This window comes from uncultured Fibrobacter sp. (genome assembly GCF_900316465.1).
GTDB lineage: Bacteria > Fibrobacterota > Fibrobacteria > Fibrobacterales > Fibrobacteraceae > Fibrobacter.
This window is the reverse complement of sequence record NZ_ONDD01000013.1, coordinates 46,831-65,623: the sequence shown is the minus strand read 5'-3', so window position 1 is coordinate 65,623 and position 18,793 is coordinate 46,831. Positions and strand designations below refer to the sequence as shown.

Sequence of the window (18,793 nt, the reverse complement as noted above, 5' to 3'; positions counted from 1 at the left end):
TTCTTTTTGTTCTTCATAAATTCTATTTTTCAAAAAACTTATTGCTGTAAATAAGGAGGAGCCATGAATTTATTTTCTAGAATCAGCACTATTTTGTGCGCACTTTGTGTTTTTTGTACAGCAGCAGAACAGAGACGCGCCGAAATTTACATTGACGAAGATCTTTACAAAGATGCAGACGTACTTGCAGCAGCGCAGAAATACGCCGGCGCCGTCGAAAAGGAATTCAACTTCAAGATAGATATCAAGTCGTTCCCGGCCGCATTAGTCCTTGACTCTACAACTCTCAGTACAAGCCCCAAATTTAAACAGAAAAGCACCGCTGCCGAACTGAAGGCCGCCATCAAGGAATCCTGGGAAGACAAATCCAAAGCTCCATTAGCGGGAGTCATCCTTATAGGCAATCTGCCTTTTGCACGAATGGAATACTTTGCCAGAGAATCCGACGGCAGGGCGGCATTCCCCGGCGATGGAAAAATCACCGGCTACCAGGTCTGGGCGGTTGACTTCTACTATATGGACATGGACGGCAAGTGGACAGACGAACTCGTCGGAACCGGCTGCGTATCCGACGGAGCATGCAGCGGCGAAGTGGATTACGGACAAAACGGAATCATCGATTCACACTACAACCATTTTAACGGGGAACTTGCCGGCGAAGATTTCGAAATCTGGGTATCTCGCGTAAACGCTTACGGCGAAGCCCGCGACTTGTACAATAACAAATGGATTGAACAACTCCGCAATTACAACGAATACCTCACCACGGTCAAGGAACTCACCGTACGCTGGCTCAACAAGGCCTACGACATGCACGTAAGCTCAGCCCCACGTTCGGACAAAGCTCTGTTTACCTATTCCGACCCATCCCCTATTTACAGGGCGGACTATGCCGTCGTAAGCCATATCAACGATCTCTCGAAAATGTATAACGAAGTCGATGTCGTCCATGCGATGGACAGAGAAAAATCGCTCCTGTATATGGTAAAGGATTACGATTGGCTGACCCATCTGGGCCATGGCAACGAAAAGTCCTTTGCCGATGGCGTTTCGGTAAACGACTTTGAGCCCACCATCGAAAGTGTCCCCTACCTGCTTGACTTGTTCTCTTGCAACATCGGTCGCTACTCCACACCCGAAGGCCTCTCCTACGACCGCACGGTAGGCATGGCATTCTTGTTTAGGTCCCTGAAAGGCGGAGTCTCGCTGATTGCAGAGACAAAAATGGGTGGCGGATACCAAGCGGTCGATACACTCGACAAGCATATGAGAACAAATTTCCTTGGCGATGCATACGTCAAGTGGGCCAACTACAGATCTTTGGTATTCGAAAGTTACAAGAATGCAAAGGACATTTACACCTGGTACTACGGGACCACGCTTTTCGGCGACCCGTTTGCAACAATTAAAACCAATAGAGACAACGTAAAACAAGACAGCATGCCCAACAACATCGCGCTGCACGCATTGCACGATTTCAACATCAGCGGCATATGCATCGACGAAGCGCAGGGCGCCAATGGATTCTGCAACGCCATCTGCGGTTCCACAGAAGCGAACTATTGCGCAGGTATCCATGGCTCCGCCCGAATCGGCACCGTCTATGCCAAAGGCGGCCTTGTCCTGAATGCCGAAATTAAAGCCCAAAAAGCACTCATCTACCGCGATTACGAAGATGCAGAACTTTTCATCAGTGCAGAAGCGGATTACAATTACGTCGCCTACGTCAATCCCAAGCGCTGGAACAAAACATTCGACGCATTCGACACCCTGCAGACATTCCCGGAAAACAAATGCATCGAGAACGTGACCGTCGATAAGGAATTCACTCTCGTCGACGGGAAATGCATCAACAAGCTCACCGTTCGCTCCACCGGAACGCTCGTCATTCCAGAAGGTGATTTCTACGCATACTCCGTAACCATGGAACCGGGTTCCAAGTACAAATTCGAAAAACCGGGATACACATCCCTGCTGCACGTAAGAAAAGGTTTCGCCTGGAAAGCCTCCCCGGTTAAAGACTCCATCGACTACGAAAAAGCGGCAAGCGGATTCAAGTTGACAGTCTATGACAACGCAAACCCCGTCGATATCGACAGTCTGTTCTACGGATCTGTCAATGCGCCCAAAACCATGCTAAACGTCTATGGCAAGGCATACGGATCGTTCACCGGATACGGCTTGGCCGTTCACGAAAACGCCGTCGTCTATTACATACCGTTCGCTCCGCTATCTTCGCCCGAACACACGACGTTTGCAAGCCCAATAACAACTGTAGCACATGCAACAAAGGTTGTCGCGTTCAACCACAACACAATCTCGTTCGAAGCATCAAAGGCAGGACTGTACGAGATTGATGTCATGGACGTTCTCGGACAAACCGTCGCATCGTTCTGCGTAAACGCAAACGCCGGCTACAATTCCGTCAGCCATGATTTCACGAAACTCAAAAGCAACCGCTATATCGTGAGCCTCAAACGCGGAAAAACCGTCGAAAGCGCCAAGATGGTAAGACTGCGGTAGTTTGCAGGCTCTGTCAAGCCTATGGATTGCGCCAAATGCAAACGTAAACTGACTATGCATTGGAAATAAAATAAGGCGACCTTTTGGTCGCCTTTGCTTTTTACAATTCCGTAGCGAATTCGCTCATGGGCTTGCGCACGGGGTGGCGCGGCGAGGGGCCGCCTTCGGCAGGATCAGCGTAGCCAACATCCAAGAAACAAGCCAGCTTGAGGTTTGCCGGGAAGTCAAAAGCCTTTTCGATTTCAGAGGCGTTGAAGCCGCGAGCCCACAGGGTAGCAAGGCCAAGATCGGTTGCCTGCATCATCATCGAAGTCGTCACAATGCTCGAATCCATGTCGCCACTCACAAAATCGTCGTGGTAAGTCACGGGAGAATAGCACTTGTCCTTGTCGTAGCAGACCATGAGCACCACGGGGGCGTTGTAGGCCATGCGGGTAATGCTGCGGAGCTTGGCAAGCGCAGCCTCCGACTTGAGCACTTTCACCGTCACCGGCTGGCCATTCACGGCCGTCGGAGAAAGGCGTCCGGCTTCGAGCACGAGGGAGAGTTTTTCGGTTTCCACAGCCTTATCGCTGAATTTGCGGCAGCTGTAACGGTTTTTGACGAGTTCTTCGAATTTCATATCATAATTTTAGCATTTTATTTCGCCCTTTTCTGCCAATTTCAGTATAGATTTATATAGAAATCCGCCCCAAAAACGGTATCAAAGGAGTCTTTTATGGAAACATTCAGCATTCCTGGTTTTTGGTACACTGTTCCGGCAGCGTCAATCCTTGCCCTTGTAGCGGCACTGCTGTTCTTCAAATCCATGATGAAAATGGACGAAGGAACGCCGCGCATGATAGAGATTGCGGGTTATGTCCGCGAAGGGGCACTCGCCTACCTCAAGCGCCAATACAGAACCGTCTCGGTCGTATTCGCCATTCTGTTCCTCATTTTCGTGATTCTTGCATTCCTCGGAATCCAGAACCCATTCGTTCCGGTCGCATTCCTCACCGGCGGTTTCTTTAGCGGACTCTGCGGATTTTTAGGCATGAAAACGGCAACGCAGGCAAGTTCCAGAACGGCCGCCGGCGCAAGCAAGAGCCTGAACCAAGGGCTTGTCACGGCATTCCGTTCTGGCGCGGTCATGGGACTCATTGTCGTCGGCTTTGGCCTGCTCGATATTTCCATCTGGTTCTACCTTCTGAACTTCATTTACGACCATAATATTTTCGGCATGGGAGCCACCCTGGCAAGCAAAATTTCGATGGATTTTTCGGACGGTTTGATTACGAATCCGGCTTTCGGACACGCCAAGATGGCCGAAGTGACAACCACCATGCTGACCTTTGGCATGGGCGCCTCGCTGCAGGCGCTCTTTGCCCGCGTTGGCGGGGGTATCTACACGAAGGCGGCCGATGTCGGTGCAGACTTGGTGGGTAAAGTCGAAGCGGGAATTCCCGAAGACGATCCGCGTAACCCCGCCACCATCGCCGACAACGTCGGCGATAACGTCGGAGACGTTGCGGGCATGGGCGCAGACCTCTACGAATCCTACTGCGGATCCATCTTGGCGACAGCGGCGCTCGGCGCGGCCCTTCCCGGCATGAGCATGCACCATGTCATCGCCCCGATGCTTGTCGCGGCAATAGGCATCGTTCTTTCGATTGTCGGCATTTTCATGGTGCGCACCAAAGATGACGCCAACACCAAGTCGCTTTTGCATTCCCTTCTCGTCGGAACGCTCGGATCTTCGATCCTTATTCTTTTGGCGCTCCTTGTCTTTGTCAAGTTGGGACTCATTTCGTGGGGCATTTTCGGATCTGTCGTCGCAGGCCTTGCCGCTGGCGTCATCATAGGACAGTTTACCGAATTCTACACCTCCGACGCCTACAAGCCCACCCGCGCTATCGCTTCGCGCTCGCAGATGGGCCCCGCCACGACCATCATCGAAGGCATTTCGGTCGGCATGTACTCCACCGCCCTCCCGGTAATCACGATTGTTCTCGGCATTCTCGCCTCCTTCGGTTTTGCGGGCGGTTTCAGTAACATTTCGCAAGGGCTTTACGGAGTCGGTTTCGCGGCCGTCGGTATGCTTTCGACCCTCGGCATCACGCTTTCGACAGACGCCTTCGGGCCCATTGCCGACAATGCGGGCGGTAACGCCGAAATGGCAGAACTCCCCAAGAAAGTCCGCGAACGCACCGACGAACTCGACATGCTCGGCAACACGACCGCCGCGACAGGCAAGGGTTTCGCCATCGGGTCTGCAGCCCTTACCGCCATGGCACTCCTCGCCTCCTATGTCGAAGAAATCAAGCTCTGGCTCAGCAAATTCGCCCACGACGGCGCATTCGAATTCGGTGGCGTCACCTTCTTCAGCAGTTCTACAGCACTCGCCTCTGGCGCAGCCACAAACAATTCGCATTGGCAAATTCTAGAAGGCGGCATCAAGGCCATCGCAAACGACGGTTCGCTCGCAGCGCTTTCTATCGCAGACGCTTCGTTCGGCGATTTCATGAACGCATTCAACCTGAACTTGATGAACCCCATGCTTCTTGGCGGCCTCTTTATCGGTTGCATGATGGCCTTTGTCTTCTGCGCCATGACCATCAAGGCGGTCGGCCGCGCAGCCTCTTCCATGGTCAAGGAAGTCCGCCGCCAGTTCAAGGAAATTCCAGGAATCATGGAAGGAACAGGCAAGCCGGACTATGCCAAATGTGTTGAAATTTCGACTCACGGAGCCCAACGCGAAATGCTTCTGCCGTCGCTCCTCGCGGTCATCGTTCCGGTTATCGTAGGCTTGTTCATGGGTATCGCAGGCGTCTTCGGCCTGCTTGCCGGTGGGCTCGCTTGCGGATTCTCGCTCGCCTGCATGCTCAACAACGCTGGCGGTGCTTGGGATAACGCCAAGAAATATATCGAGAAAGGCAACTTCGGCGGAAAAGGTTCCGATTGTCACAAGGCGGGCGTTGTCGGCGATACCGTAGGCGACCCGTTCAAGGACACCGCAGGTCCCTCGCTGAACATCTTGATCAAGTTGATGACGATGGTGAGTCTAGTGTTCGCAGGCGTCATTGTCGCGGTCGGCGGACTCTAGCCTGGCGGGCTCTAGCCAAACGAATTCAAGCTTTATAGCACATAAAGCGCAAGCACAACAATAATTCCGGCAAAGAGCAAGAAAACGGGCAACAGCAGCAACAAGCAAAGTAGCCCTATTTTCAGGTCATAAAAGAACATGCGCCAGCGGCCGCGCTTGGTTTTGCATGTTTCTGCGCGGCAATCCGGGCAAATATTTCCGACCTTGTTACGAACGCGGATGGCAAGATTGCTTTCCAGCGGGGACATCCCCACCTTGTCGTTAAATTCCTTGTTGCAAACAGAACATGTGCACTGCATATCGGTAATTATAGTAAATAGTTGGCAGTGGGTTATTTTTTTACGGCAATCAAAATGGTGGAACAAAGGATCAAGATGATGCCCGCCATGATGCGTGTCGTCAAGGTTTCGGCAAAGACAGTCACGCCTATCGTCACTGCAGTCACTGGCTCCAGAGCGCCCAAAATCGCCGTCGGTGTAGAGCCCACGATGCGTACCGCCTTCACCATGAAAATGAGCGAAAGTACCGTCGGCACAAGTCCCAGCATAAAGCCCCAGCCCCAGGAACTCGCCTGCGTAAAGAGCGGCGGGAGCCCTGAACCGAGCGTCACCGAATAAAGCAACAAGAAGAACATGCAAAAACAGATGGCATAAAAAGTCATCTTGACCGAGCCCATCTGCAAGTTGATGCGGTTCGCCATCACCATATAAATGGCGTAACTTATGGACGACAAGAACACGAGCAGGCAACCCACCGAACTGAGCGTTGCGCCGTCTCCCCCACGATACAAAAGCGCAATGCCCGCCATCGAAATCACAATCGAAAGGACTGTCCAAATTTTGACTCTTTCCTTGAAGAAAAACGCCATGAGCACCGAGACTTCGAGCGGATAAAGGAACAGAAGCGTAGAGGCTAGCCCCGCATCCATGTACTTGAACGAGGCGTAATACGTGAGCGAACTTGCGGCAAACAAGAAGCCGAACGCGACTAGCGCACGGAACTCGCGAAACGAAATTTTAAAGTGCGAGCCCTTGGATAGCATGACGACCATCAGCAACAATGCCGCCGTAAAGAATCGGTAAAAAAGCACCGTCTCGGGCGAATAGTTCTGTGCATACAAGTGGAGCGCACCCAGCGGATTCGTGCCGTAGCAGATAGCCGAAAGCGCCGCAAAAACAAAACCCTTGAGTGCAGACTTCACTAGAGCATGCTGTTTTTTACCTATGGATTCCCGAATAATCATTTTCGATGCATAAATTAGACTAATCCGACTCCAGTTGTAAGGGGTAAAATTGTTTTTTTCATACAAAACGCAAAAAAGCACAATTGTAAACAAAAATTTCTATTATTGGCGTCAAAAAAAATAAGGAGAATACGGTGTTTATCAAGCGCCTTTCAACAGCTGCATTGTGCGCAGCATTTGCAATCAGTGTTACATCTTGTAGCAACGAAGAAACTATCACTAACGACAATCTCAGTATCGTCAGTTCCCTAGATCCAGAAGACTGTAACGATAAAACCGAAGGAACCATGAACTTCGTGAAGCCCAAAGCCACGATGTATGTCTGTTCCGAAGGCGAATGGGTCGCTATGAGCGACCAGGAAGCCATCCAGTATCGTTGCGAATCCAAGGAATTGAAGGACAATTCCGGATTTGCCATTATTTGCGACGGCGATACTATTGGCACCGTGAAAAACGGCAAAGACGGCGTCAATGGTAAGGACGGTACCGACGGCAAGAATGGAACAAACGGTGTTGACGGCAAGAACGGCAAAAACGGCACCAATGGCAAGGATGGCACGAACGGAACAAACGGAACAAATGGTACGAACGGCAATGACGGTAAGGACGCCGACATGAACAAGATCCAGAAGGATATTGACGCCATGATCAGCAGCGCCTCTACACAAAGTCTGAAGGACATCGAAGACGCCCTCAAGAACTTGAGCTCTGCAACGGACAAGTTCGGCGAAGATATCGACAACAGGTTCAACGACGCCTACAGCAGCTGGAATGCAGAACTTGAAAACAAGTCTTGCGCCATCGATTCAATTGTTCGTAACAACGAAAAGGCAATCATCACCGTGTTCATCAAGTGCGGCGATGCCGAAACCCAAATGGAAATCCCGTTCACGCCCGTGAACGAGAACCTCGCCAAGGTGTACAAGAAGCATGTTATCGTGCGTTTCCCGGTGCAGGCCAACAAGGAAACAAAAACCGATGACATCTACGAGGAAATCTGGAAGAACCTCAAGGGTGGCGACAATGCAGAACTTACCGTGACGGACCTTGACGAAAAGTTCGCCCCGAGCGGCAAGGTGTTTATGCAGGACTTGTTCGCCTCTGCCAATAAATCCTTTGTGACAATCGAAGAAACTAACGAAAAGACGGTGGAATACAAGGTTGCACGCCTCGAAGGGGATATCGACATCACGAACCTTACGACCCCGGTTGTGAAGCTCCACGTCAAGCTGAACTTGAACAACAACGCTTTCGGCGCCTTTGGCGGATTTGGCTCGAACGCAACGGATGTCATTTACAACGCCTATGCAGACTTGTCCGATGCGTCCGATACGGTTGTCATCGACTTCTTGACCGACTACAAGGCCGCCCGCGTAAAGAAATTGGTTGACGATGGTAACGGTTTTGGTGTTGCAAACGAGCAGGCGAACAAGGAACTTGCCGGTGCCCTTTATTTGGAAAATAGCGAAGAATATCCGTCTTTCGAACATTATGCCCCCGATCAGATTGGCCTGGCCGAAAACTTCAACAGCATCGTGTGGGTAATGGCCCTCATTGACCAAAAGGACAAGACTCCGGGTTTTAACTCGGTCTATAACGCTTTCCGCAATGTCTTTGCCGAAAACGGCAACTTTAACACCGCCGTCAATACGACTTACGCAGGCAAGGAACACAGCATGTTCTTTGTAGACTACCTCGCTTTGCTTATTGACGCGAACTTCTTCAAGTGGAACCAAATGCAGCATGGCGACTCTACTGCTGAAACGAATGTCTGGAGTGGTACGGATGCCGTCTATTACAAGATTTTGCAGAATGGATTTGTGGAAGCCTATAAGCTTAAAGTCGAAGACGCAAAGGTTTTCAATGATCCGTCTGGCTATAGCAGCAAGGTGTATAAGTCTGATGTCAAAGGGGGATATTTCCGTTACTTTGAATATATCGAAAACGAACAAGTTTGGTATCCTATAACACTTTGGGCTGTAGGTGTTGCAACGGTGGAACAAGTTTGCGATGCTGACGCAGTTAATTCGACCTTCTTCTATAGCTTTGAAGGTCTTGATGAAAATGCCGTTTGTGTATGCGACAATGGAAAATGCTACTGGCAAGATACTGAAAATGTATGCTTGGGCCGTAATAAAGGAGATAAGGGATCGGCGTTCTTTGACGGGGAAATTCAAGAGTATGAGTGTGTCAAAGAGGAATGTAATCTGCCTGATTCTACTGCTTGCAATAATCTTGGACTTGTGCCTGGTGTTCCTAGTTCTTCGAGTTCTTCCGGTGAATATTCTGAACAGGACGGCATGACTCCGGAAGAACAGGCCAACAATCCGGAATCCAAGCTTTACCTCGGTGAATGCAGCGCTACTGTAAACGTAGGCAAAGAAAAGCTGTTCGACATCAGGAATGCGGAACTTGCCACGACAACGAGCAAAAAGACCTTTGTATGCGATGGCTCCAAATGGAGAGAGAAAGATGATTATGACGAGGAATATGGAATATGTACAAAAACCGTGATGGAAAAGGGAGTCGTCAAGGAAGAAAATGGTTCCGCATATTATAAGTGCGATTACCTTGATAAACAGGAAAAATACGAATGGATCGCTGCTGAAGTGCGTGACAATGTTTTAGGTGTAGCTTGCCATTATGGCTATGTCAGTGAAAAAGTGGTTACTGAATCCGGTTATGAATATGTTTGTGAAACAGTAGAGGATTTAGACAACTGGGGTAACCATATCCATGAATGGCACGAACCTACCTTTGAGGATATCTATGGCAAGTGCGATGAAGATAAGATGAAAAATCAAACCAAAGTAGCAGTTTACAGAGGGGAAAAATACAAGTGTAACTACATTTCTGGAGGTTCTTCCAGCGGATACTCTTGGGTTAAAGCAAGCGATTTGGATGAAAACGCAACGCTTGGAATTTGCACGAGAAATCGATCAAAAGAAAAAGATGTCGCTATAGTCGGTGACGCATACTATGGATGTCTTTCTAATAATAACGTAGAAGGAATCCCCGAAAGTTCTTCCTCCACAGATTGGCTAGAAATTGAAGAAAATGAGTACCTTAACGCCAAGTTTGGTTATTGCGATACCGATAGAGGTAATACTAAAAACATTGCAGACATTAAGAGCGAAACCCTCAAGGATGGTGAAAGCCACAGTTTCAAGTGCTCTATAGCTAAAGAAGTCGTAAATGACTATGGTAAGTGGGTTGACGCCTCCACAGACATTGCTCTCGACCAGATTTGCAACAGAGATAACGAAGATGCAACTGTTACCAAAGAAAACGTAATCTATGTCTGTGCGTACAAGGATGAATCATTCATGTATCAGTGGATTACTTTTGATGAGTACTGCGAAACTCATGGTAAAAATTTGACTTACGGTGGGTATTTTGATAATCCGCTTAGTTCTTCTAGTATGTCTCACTGTGGCGAAAGTCATGAATGTCAAACGGAAACCGACAAGAAAATCTGCCATGTCGGTACCGAGTCTTTCGTCAAATTGGATAGCGCGTGGCAATCTGTGGCAGAATATTGCGATAAACATTCTACAGGTTCCGCCTGTGAATTTGTCAATCATGATGGTAATATATACGAGTCTACTGTTAAGTATTACGAACAAACGGAATACTACGTAAATACAGAACAAGGTTATAAGAAAGCAGAAACTGCAGAAGAATATTGCAAAGCGTTTGATCCGAATCATGAAGGGGTCTGCGTATTTGGATTTGACGTTTATTATTATTGCGAAGGTTCCTGGATCCTTAACAATGTAGGCTGCCTGACCCGCGGATAGAATTTGTACTAGAATATGAAAACATCCCCGCAAATGCGGGGATGTTTTTTTAAGAGAAAAACAGCCGAGCCGAGCGGTCTTTCGTGAGCAACAAAGCCCTCGGGTGTTAACCGAGGGCGGTTGCGAGAGTGAGGCGATATCACATTCTTGCGAATGATGTAGAGCCGAACGGTCTTATATCGCAAACTTCGTTGCATCAGCCAACTGCACGCTGGCGATGCGGGAAATACCCTTGATTTCCTGCGTCACACCGTAGAGCATGTCGGCTTCGGCCATGGTACGCTTGTTATGCGTCACCACGATGAACAAGGTCTGCTTGCTGAATTCGCGGAGCAGCGCCATGAAGCGGCCCACGTTAGCGTCATCGAGCGGGCCGTCGACTTCGTCCAGCACGCAGTACGGCGACGGCTTTTCCATGTAGATAGCGAACAGCAAGGCCGTTGCGGTCAGGGCGTGTTCACCGCCGGAAAGCGCCTTGATACCGCGCATTTTCTTACCCGTGGGGCGCACGTTGATTTCGATGTCGGCGTCGAGGATATCCATGGGCTTGCCCATTTCGTCCACCTTTTCGACTAGGCTCATCTTGGTTTCGCCGTTCAGGAACAGCTTGCTGAACACGAACTGGAAGTTCTTCTGAATACGCGCAAACGTATCGAGGTAGCGGCTGCGGGCGATGTCGTCGAGCTTGGTGATGGTGCGGTCGAGCGAGGCGCGGGCACGGTCCAGGTCGTCGAACTGCGCTTCCACTTCCAGAAGGCGCTTCTTTTCGTCTTCGTAGTCTTCCATCACATTCACGTTGATGGGGCCCAGTTCCTTGATCTTTCCGCGGAGTTCGCGGATTTCACGGTCGGCTTCGGGCTGGCTATATTCCACACGCTCGATGTCGTCGGGGTTCGCAAGGTCTACACTGTATTCGTTTGTAATACGTTCGGTCAGGCGGTCGAGGTTTGCCTGCAAGGCTTCCTGCCTGCGGCCCACATCGTTCAATTCCTTCATTTTCTCGATCATGTCGTCGCGGAGGCGGTTAACTTCGCTACGCCATTCTTCGAGGTCGCCCGAAACAAGTTCGTACTTTTCACGGGCCAAGTCGCGCTGATTTTCCAGTTCGCGGAGAGCGGAATCCTTGCTCTGCACCTGGTCGGCGACTCCCCTACCGTCTTCCTCGTTCTTCTGGATGGCGGCCTGGTTCTTTTCAATTTCTGCCTTACGGTCCTGAATTGCATTTTCCAGGAATTCCACCTGTTCGGCGATGTAGTTCAGGCGGTTCGTATTCTGCGTGAGCTTTGCCGTCTTGTCCTGGGCGCTGCGCTCCAGTTCGCGAACGTTTTCTTCCTTTTCGCGGAACATCGTATCCTGTTCCGAAAGTTCGTCGTTCACGCGAGAATATTCTTCTTCGATCTTTTCGAGAGAAGCCTGGGCGTCCATGAGTTCCTGGTCGCTGTTCTTGGAGGCTTCTGCCGCCTGAATCTTGGATTCGGCGTTCTGCATTTCGCCCTGCAACTGCGCAAGTCTGCGGTCGCAACCGGCGATAATGTTATTCTGGATCGAAATGCCGGCGTTTCCGCCGCGCTTCATATCTTCTTTTTCGCGGATTTCGTCGACCAACGAGGCAAGCATCTGCGTGTCTTCGTCGACCAAATCCTGCAAGCGGCCAATTTCTTCTTCGGCCTGAGCCACTTCGAGGTTCACGCCTTCCAACAGGCTGTTCGCCTCGGCAATTTCGTTCTTGCGGCTGAGCGTTCCAGAAGTCGCCGTACCGCTGCTCATGAGGCCGCTCGTACGCACAATGCCTTCGGGAGCCACAAAGCAGAGGTCATCTCCGCGCATGGCTCGCGCAAGGCGCACCGCAGTCTGCAAAGAATCTACGACAAAGTAACGAGAAAGCAGCGCCTTGAGCCAGCCTGCAATCTGTTCGTCGGCAGTCACGTAATCCTTGAGGCAACCTACAACGCCATCGCCCTGGAGCGTGCCGGAATAGGGTTCGGCACCGGCACCCACCAGCGCAAGCACCGCCTTGCCCACATTTTCGCCCTTCATGGCATCCACTGCGGCAATTGCCGCATCGTCCGAGGCAACCACCACGGCATCCATCAAGTCACCGAGGGCGGCCTCCACTTGAGCGGCATATTCGGGCGCGGCTTCGATACGTTCCGACAGGAGCCCGCCCACCAGGTCCGCCTTATGCTCCATAAGCCAGCGGCTAGCGTCGGTGCCCTCGTTGGCAACGCTCTGTAAAACGTCGATTCGAGAGGTGAGCCTTGCCACCTCGTTCTTCAGTTCCTGCAGTTTCTTCTGGGCTTCGAGCAAGTCGGCGCGTTCGGCATCGAGCCTTTCTTCGCGCGTTGAGCGCTGCTCGGTAAGGCGTTCCAGGTCGGCATCGGCGGCTTCGAGGCCCGCATTGATGTCGGCCAGGGCAGATTCGGCATTCGCCTTCTGCGACTGCACCTGTTCCATTTCGCCACGCCACTTGGTGAGGTTCGCCTGCAACAGACCCGATTCGGCATCCATACGCTCGAAACGGCTCTTGAGGGAGTTCACCTGGTTCGTCTTCTGCAGGCGTTCGTTCGAAAGTTCCCTTGACTGGGTACGCAGGTCGTCCACCTTGTCGCGCATGACCTGCAAAATTTCACGTTCACGCTCCAGCAGGGCGTTCATTTCGTCCACGTCGCTGTCGGAACTGAGCACCGCATTTTCTTCTTCAAGACGGGCGCGTTCATCCAGGAGTTCCTGGACCTTGCCCGTGTTGCGGTCAATTTCTTCCTGGGACTTTTCATTCGCGGCTTCCAAGTTGGAAATCACGTCGCGAATGCGGCCCATGCTGTTGTTCAAGTCGTTGAGTTCGATAGTTGCCTTCTGCACCTCGCGTTCCAAGTCGCGGTAGGCGTTTTCGTCTTCGGCAATCAACAGCTTCTTTTCGTCAATCTTTGCCTGCAACACCGTCGCATTCGTCTTCGAATTTTCCACATCGTGGTTCAGACGGCGGGTTGCGGTATCGAGGGTCGTCAAGCCCTCTTTCATGTCTTCAAACTTGTCAATACTGACCGACAGGTCCAATTCGCGCAGGCGCTTAGAAAGGCGCTTGTACTCGTTCACCTTTTCAGCCTGGGTTTCGTACAGCTTTACGGAACGGCGCACACTGCGCAAGTTGTCTTCCACGCGTTCCATGTCCATCTGCACGCGTTCCAGCTGGCGACGGGTTTCCTTGCGCTGCTGTTTGTACTTGCTCACGCCGGCGGCTTCTTCGAACAGCACGCGGCGGTCGTCGGCCTTATCGCTCAAAACCGCCTTGATCATGTCGGCGTTCATCTGCGAATAGGTACTGGAACCAAGGCCCGAGTCAAAAAGCAGGGCATGAACGTCACGCAGGCGGCATTCCTGGTTGTTAATCAGGTATTCGCCCGACCCGTCACGGTGTACACGACGGGTCACAATCACTTCGGAATATTCAGAATTCAGGGTACCATCGCTGTTATCGATCACAATGGAGACTTCAGCGAGGCTCATGGCGGCACGTTCTTCGGTACCGCTAAAAATCACGTCCTGCATCTTGCTCATACGGAGCGATGCTGCCTTCTGTTCACCCAAAACCCAGCGGATAGCGTCGGTAATGTTCGACTTACCGCAACCATTCGGCCCCACCACGGCCGTAAGACCCTTCGTGGGGAAGTTGATTTCGGTCCTTTGGGCAAAGGACTTAAAGCCAAAAATCTTTAGTTTTGTAATCTGCACTTCAAGGCGAAAGATAAAAATGATTTTCCCCTATAAATGGGGAAAACACGCAAAAAAGCCCAAAAACAGCTTTCTCTCCCATCATATTCCAATTTGGAGTATGTTTTTCGTAAAAAAAAGAAAAATTACCCAACTAATAGATATATTATATGGGAGAAGGGCGAAAAATCCATGAGACTTACGTTTGCAATCATCTATATCTTATTAATAATCCTTTTAGGGGTTTTTGGAGCGATTGCGCGGAAATCAAAAAAATCCATTGGATACGCCGTATCCCTTCTTCTATTTTCATTCATTGTTCCCATTATGGGAAACCTCTTCATCGTCCTTTCCAGCAACCAGCTTCTTTCGACCATCGGTAGTTATATCTACTTCATCGGCATGGACTTGATGGCATTCAGCCTGTTTGACTTCACGCTGGTCTACTGCAACATATCGTGGAGAAAAAACAAAAAAAAATGCTATATCATCTATACGCTTTTAACCCTAGACATTCTTCAATATTTCTTTAATCCCTTCCTGGGGCAAGCTTTCGGCATGGAAGCCATCACTGTAGACGGTTACCCCTACTACAGGCTCATTCCACACGTAGGGCAATTCTTCCACCGTATTGCAGTCTATATAGCATTCTTCGTATCGCTTTCCATATTCCTTGCCAAAGCCATACGCGTCCCCCGCATTTATGCCGAAAAATACAACGTCATATTCTTCACCATGGTCGTGGCCGGGATATGGCAGTCGTACTATATATTCTCGAGAACCCCGATTGACCGTTCCATGATTGCCATGGCCGTTTGCGGGATGTTCATCTTCTATTTTTCGCTTTTCTTCAGACCTTACAGGCTCTTGGACCGAATGCTTGCCAAGATAGCCTCTCAGATGCCCGAAGCCATCTACTTCTTTGACGCCAACGAACGTTGCATTTGGGCAAACAGTAACGGCTGCAAGCTGCTCGTTATCCATAGCGACAACTACGAAAGTGTTCAACACAGGCTTGCCGCCATGTTCGACGACCTGGGCGAAGGCATGGATCATTGGGCCTCTAAGCAAGTTGTGGGCTCCGGAAGGGACACTCGATATTTCTCGCTTAAAAAGCACCTTGTCTCAGACGAAAAGTACCGAAAAATTGGATCGTTCTTGACGATTCAGGACAACACCCCCGATGTCCTCAAGCAACAAAGAGACATGTACGAGGCCACCCATGACAAGCTCACAGGCATGTTCACCAAGGAACATCTGTTCAATGTTATCAGGAGCAACCTCGACAACAGAAAAGATGTCGACTACTCTATCGCCTACTTCGACATCAAGGATTTCAAAATGGTCAACGACATCTTTGGTAAAGATGTGGGCGACAAAGTGCTTGTAAGAGTTGCAAACTGGATTAGGGAAAACGCCAGGGACAATTGGATTTACGGACGAATTGGCGGTGACGCCTTCGGTGTTTGTTTCCCGACAAACCTTGTCCGACTGCCCTTAGTCGAAGACAAACTTGCAAAATTTGTCATTTCGAATGGTACGATTGACCAACACATTTTGATGCATGTGGGCATTTACCATATAACGGATCCGAGCATTGACATATCAATTATGTTCGACCGCGCCCACCTCGCCCAGACAAGCATCAAGAACGAATATAACACGCATATTGCCCTATACGATGACAAAATGCGAGACCAAGTGCTGTGGGGCCAAAAGATATCGACCGAACTCGAAGATGCTATTAAGAAGCGTCAGATTGTCCCCTACCTGCAGCCTATCGTAGACAACAAGGGAACCATTATCGGAGCCGAAGCCCTGGTGCGCTGGCTTCACCCCACTGAAGGATTCCTCCCGCCCTTCACGTTCATACCCTTATTCGAAAAGAACGGCATGATTGCCGACGTGGACAAATACATTTGGCGCTGCGCCTGTGAAATTCTTGCCTCCTGGACCGGCGAAAAAGAAAAGCTCTTCATTTCGGTCAACATTTCGCCCAAAGACTTCTACTTCATGGATGTCTTCGCCGAAATCGACAAGCTCGTCAAAGAATTCAAGATTAACCCGAACCGTCTGCGTATTGAAATCACGGAAACGGTCATGATGACCGACGCCGAAAGCCGCATGGCCATATTGAAGCGATTCCGCGACAACGGATACATTGTCGAAATGGACGACTTCGGTAGCGGTTATTCTTCGTTGAACCAGCTCAAGGACATGCCTCTTGACGTCTTGAAAATTGACATGAAGTTCCTGAGCAAAGCCGAAGACAACCAGAAAGCCGAAACAATCCTCAGGAACATCCTCAGACTTTCGAGCGATCTTGGTCTATTCTCGCTCACCGAAGGTGTCGAAACCAAAGATCAATACAATATGTTGAACCAAATGGGCTGTAATTTATTCCAAGGTTACTACTTTGCAAAGCCCATGTCGGTAAGCGACTACGAAAAACTTTGCGACGCAAAAAAATGAGTCACCCAAAAGCTCCCTATGGACTTAAAAACGCCTTTTTAGCGTCAAAAACGGACAAAGTAATTTTTAGAACAGAAATTTGTAACAAACGCTACTAGCTTATTAGGCTATATTCAATTCATAGAACAAAGTAATTATCTATGAATAAGATTATATCGTTTGCGTTTCTTTTCTTGGCTGTTGGGCTCCTGGTTTTGCAACTTTTCGTTGGAAATTACCTCTTATTGGACCTTACAGCGACGGCTTTAATCATTATAGCCATTTTGCGTATTGAAAAGCTTCAGCAAGAGGCTTCTATTGCCAAAGAAAAGGTTATCAAGCGCCAGCGTGAAATCTACAACGTCACCCATGACAAATTGACCGGTTTATACACCAAGGAAGCCCTTTTCGAAAAGATCAAGGACACGATTGCCAAACATGCCGACGTCAATTACTGGGTCGCCTACTTTGACATCAAGGATTTCAAGATCGTAAACGACATTTTCGGTAGCGACATGGGCGACAGCGTATTGCTAAAGGTAGCCTCCTGGCTTCGCGAAAATTCTACCAAGGAATGGGTTTTCGGGCGCCTTGGCGGCGACGATTTCGGCATCTGCCTACCTGCCGGAGATGCAAACCTGCAACATTTGGAACGTCGCTTTTCTCGATACGTCATTTCTAACGGTTCCATAGAACACCGTATTTTAATGCACATGGGCATCTACAAGATTACCGAGCCCGATATCGACGTATCGATCATGTTCGACCGTGCACAACTCGCCCTCACCTCCGTCAAGAACGAATACAACAAGCACATCGCCTTCTACGACGACAAGATGCGCAACCAGGTGATGTGGGACCAGATGATTTCTGCCCAAATCGAAAAAGCCATCGAAGAAAAGCAAGTGCGTCCTTACCTGCAGCCCATTGTCGACAACAACGGGCAGATTATCGGAGCCGAAGCGCTTATCCGCTGGGACCACCCCAAAGAAGGCTTCCTGCAGCCCGAAACATTCATTCCGACATTTGAAAGAAACGGCATGATTGCCGACCTGGACAAGTACATTTGGCGTAGCGCCTGCGAAATTCTTTCTACTTGGACCGGAGAAAAATCGCACCTGTTCATTTCAATCAATATTTCGCCGAAGGACTTCTTGTTCATGGATGTCTTCGCCGAAGTCAACGCCCTGATTGAAGAATTCAAGATTGAGCCTTCGCGCTTGCGCATCGAAATTACCGAAACCGTCATGATGACCGAAGTCGAAAACCGCATGGCCATTCTAAACCGGTTCCGCGAATCCGGATTTATTGTCGAGATGGACGACTTTGGCAGCGGTTATTCTTCGCTGAACCAGCTCAAGGATATGCCGCTCGATGTTCTAAAAATTGACATGAAGTTCTTAAGCAGTTCCAAGAATAGCCAGAAGGCAGAAATCATTCTGCGCAACGTGCTCAAGCTCTCGGGCGACCTCGGCCTTTCATCGCTTACCGAAGGTATCGAGACCGAAGCCCAATACAACATGCTGAACAAAATGGGCTGCAACCTTTTCCAAGGTTACTTCTTTGCTAAGCCCATGACTGTAGATGAATTCGAAAAAGTCTGCGACAGCAAAGTCGCTTAAGATCTACTTGAATTCGTAGTGTAGAGAACCGTCTTCGTCATCCGAAAGAACCATATATTCACTTCCGCCGTCAAACGTCAAATTCTGAATGTCGAAATCGGCGCCCAAAGTCCTGATACGCAAGCAGAAGGTTCCGACCCAATCTTCTTCGTATACGCGGCTCTTTTCGCCCGTGCGAATAGTGTCTTGAATCCATGCTTTGTAAGTACCGTCTTCGGCAAGAATATCGACTTCGACAATAGTCTTAGACGACTTGTTTTCTATCTGGAGTCGAGTGGTTGAATCCAGGAACCAATGCGTGAGACAGCCCGAAAGCGTAAGGCAGCAGGCAATCAATACCGCAAGTACCGAAATCTTTTTCATA

10 protein-coding genes are annotated in these 18,793 nt (G+C 49.8%); 5 read left to right on the top strand and 5 right to left on the bottom strand.

The features are described 5' to 3' along the window. Positions 1 to 63 precede the first annotated feature (63 nt). Entirely contained in the window at positions 64 to 2,523 is a 2,460-nt protein-coding gene (locus tag QZN53_RS06700; protein ID WP_163438158.1) for a C25 family cysteine peptidase, read from the top strand. A gap of 100 nt (positions 2,524 to 2,623) precedes the next feature. Here QZN53_RS06700 and QZN53_RS06695 read toward each other — a convergent pair whose 3' ends face one another. After that, positions 2,624 to 3,145, bottom strand: a complete 522-nt coding sequence (locus QZN53_RS06695; protein WP_163438156.1) for a nitroreductase family protein — start codon at positions 3,143 to 3,145, stop codon at positions 2,624 to 2,626. Positions 3,146 to 3,241: 96 nt separating this feature from the next. Between QZN53_RS06695 and QZN53_RS06690 the strand changes: the two genes are divergently transcribed. Then, entirely contained in the window at positions 3,242 to 5,605 is a 2,364-nt protein-coding gene (locus QZN53_RS06690) for a sodium-translocating pyrophosphatase (RefSeq protein ID WP_163438154.1), read from the top strand. Between the two features lie 32 nt (positions 5,606 to 5,637). On the opposite strand, the gene QZN53_RS06685 is transcribed toward QZN53_RS06690, so the two are convergent. Beyond that, positions 5,638 to 5,904, bottom strand: coding sequence for a hypothetical protein (locus QZN53_RS06685; RefSeq protein WP_163438152.1), 267 nt, complete (start codon positions 5,902 to 5,904; stop codon positions 5,638 to 5,640). A gap of 32 nt (positions 5,905 to 5,936) precedes the next feature. Continuing rightward, positions 5,937 to 6,848 (bottom strand): DMT family transporter, encoded by a 912-nt coding sequence (locus tag QZN53_RS06680; RefSeq protein WP_163438150.1) that lies wholly within the window; start codon positions 6,846 to 6,848, stop codon positions 5,937 to 5,939. 134 nt (positions 6,849 to 6,982) lie between these two features. On the opposite strand from QZN53_RS06680, the gene QZN53_RS06675 reads away from it, so the two are divergent. Then, a complete protein-coding gene (locus tag QZN53_RS06675; RefSeq protein WP_294652145.1) occupies positions 6,983 to 10,648 on the top strand; it encodes a hypothetical protein in 3,666 nt (1,221 codons plus the stop codon). A gap of 174 nt (positions 10,649 to 10,822) precedes the next feature. Here QZN53_RS06675 and smc read toward each other — a convergent pair whose 3' ends face one another. Further along, a complete protein-coding gene (smc, locus tag QZN53_RS06670) occupies positions 10,823 to 14,377 on the bottom strand; it encodes a chromosome segregation protein SMC (protein WP_163438146.1) in 3,555 nt (1,184 codons plus the stop codon). 36 nt (positions 14,378 to 14,413) lie between these two features. Here smc and QZN53_RS06665 point away from each other — a divergent pair, with 36 nt between their 5' ends. Both QZN53_RS06665 and QZN53_RS06660 read left to right on the top strand, forming a co-directional pair. Continuing rightward, the gene (locus QZN53_RS06665) at positions 14,414 to 16,828 is read left to right on the top strand and encodes a putative bifunctional diguanylate cyclase/phosphodiesterase (RefSeq protein ID WP_367269182.1); all 2,415 of its coding nucleotides are present in this window, start codon (positions 14,414 to 14,416) and stop codon (positions 16,826 to 16,828) included. Positions 16,829 to 16,968: 140 nt separating this feature from the next. Next, positions 16,969 to 18,429, top strand: coding sequence for a bifunctional diguanylate cyclase/phosphodiesterase (locus QZN53_RS06660; protein ID WP_163438142.1), 1,461 nt, complete (start codon positions 16,969 to 16,971; stop codon positions 18,427 to 18,429). Positions 18,430 to 18,432: 3 nt separating this feature from the next. Here the strand turns inward: QZN53_RS06660 and QZN53_RS06655 are convergent, their stop codons facing one another. Next, the gene (locus tag QZN53_RS06655) at positions 18,433 to 18,792 is read right to left on the bottom strand and encodes a hypothetical protein (RefSeq protein WP_163438140.1); all 360 of its coding nucleotides are present in this window, start codon (positions 18,790 to 18,792) and stop codon (positions 18,433 to 18,435) included. Position 18,793 lies beyond the last annotated feature (1 nt).

Bases quoted from the DNA above. Each gene is read 5' to 3' on its own strand.
- QZN53_RS06680 (WP_163438150.1), bottom strand. From the start codon at position 6,848: ATGATTATTCGGGAATCCATAGGTAAAAAACAGCATGCTCTAGTGAAG.
- QZN53_RS06695 (WP_163438156.1), bottom strand. From the start codon at position 3,145: ATGAAATTCGAAGAACTCGTCAAAAACCGTTACAGCTGCCGCAAATTC.
- QZN53_RS06685 (WP_163438152.1), bottom strand. From the start codon at position 5,904: ATGCAGTGCACATGTTCTGTTTGCAACAAGGAATTTAACGACAAGGTG.
- QZN53_RS06665 (WP_367269182.1), top strand. From the start codon at position 14,414: ATGGGGAAAACACGCAAAAAAGCCCAAAAACAGCTTTCTCTCCCATCA.
- QZN53_RS06660 (WP_163438142.1), top strand. From the start codon at position 16,969: ATGAATAAGATTATATCGTTTGCGTTTCTTTTCTTGGCTGTTGGGCTC.
- QZN53_RS06690 (WP_163438154.1), top strand. From the start codon at position 3,242: ATGGAAACATTCAGCATTCCTGGTTTTTGGTACACTGTTCCGGCAGCG.
- QZN53_RS06655 (WP_163438140.1), bottom strand. From the start codon at position 18,792: ATGAAAAAGATTTCGGTACTTGCGGTATTGATTGCCTGCTGCCTTACG.
- QZN53_RS06700 (WP_163438158.1), top strand. From the start codon at position 64: ATGAATTTATTTTCTAGAATCAGCACTATTTTGTGCGCACTTTGTGTT.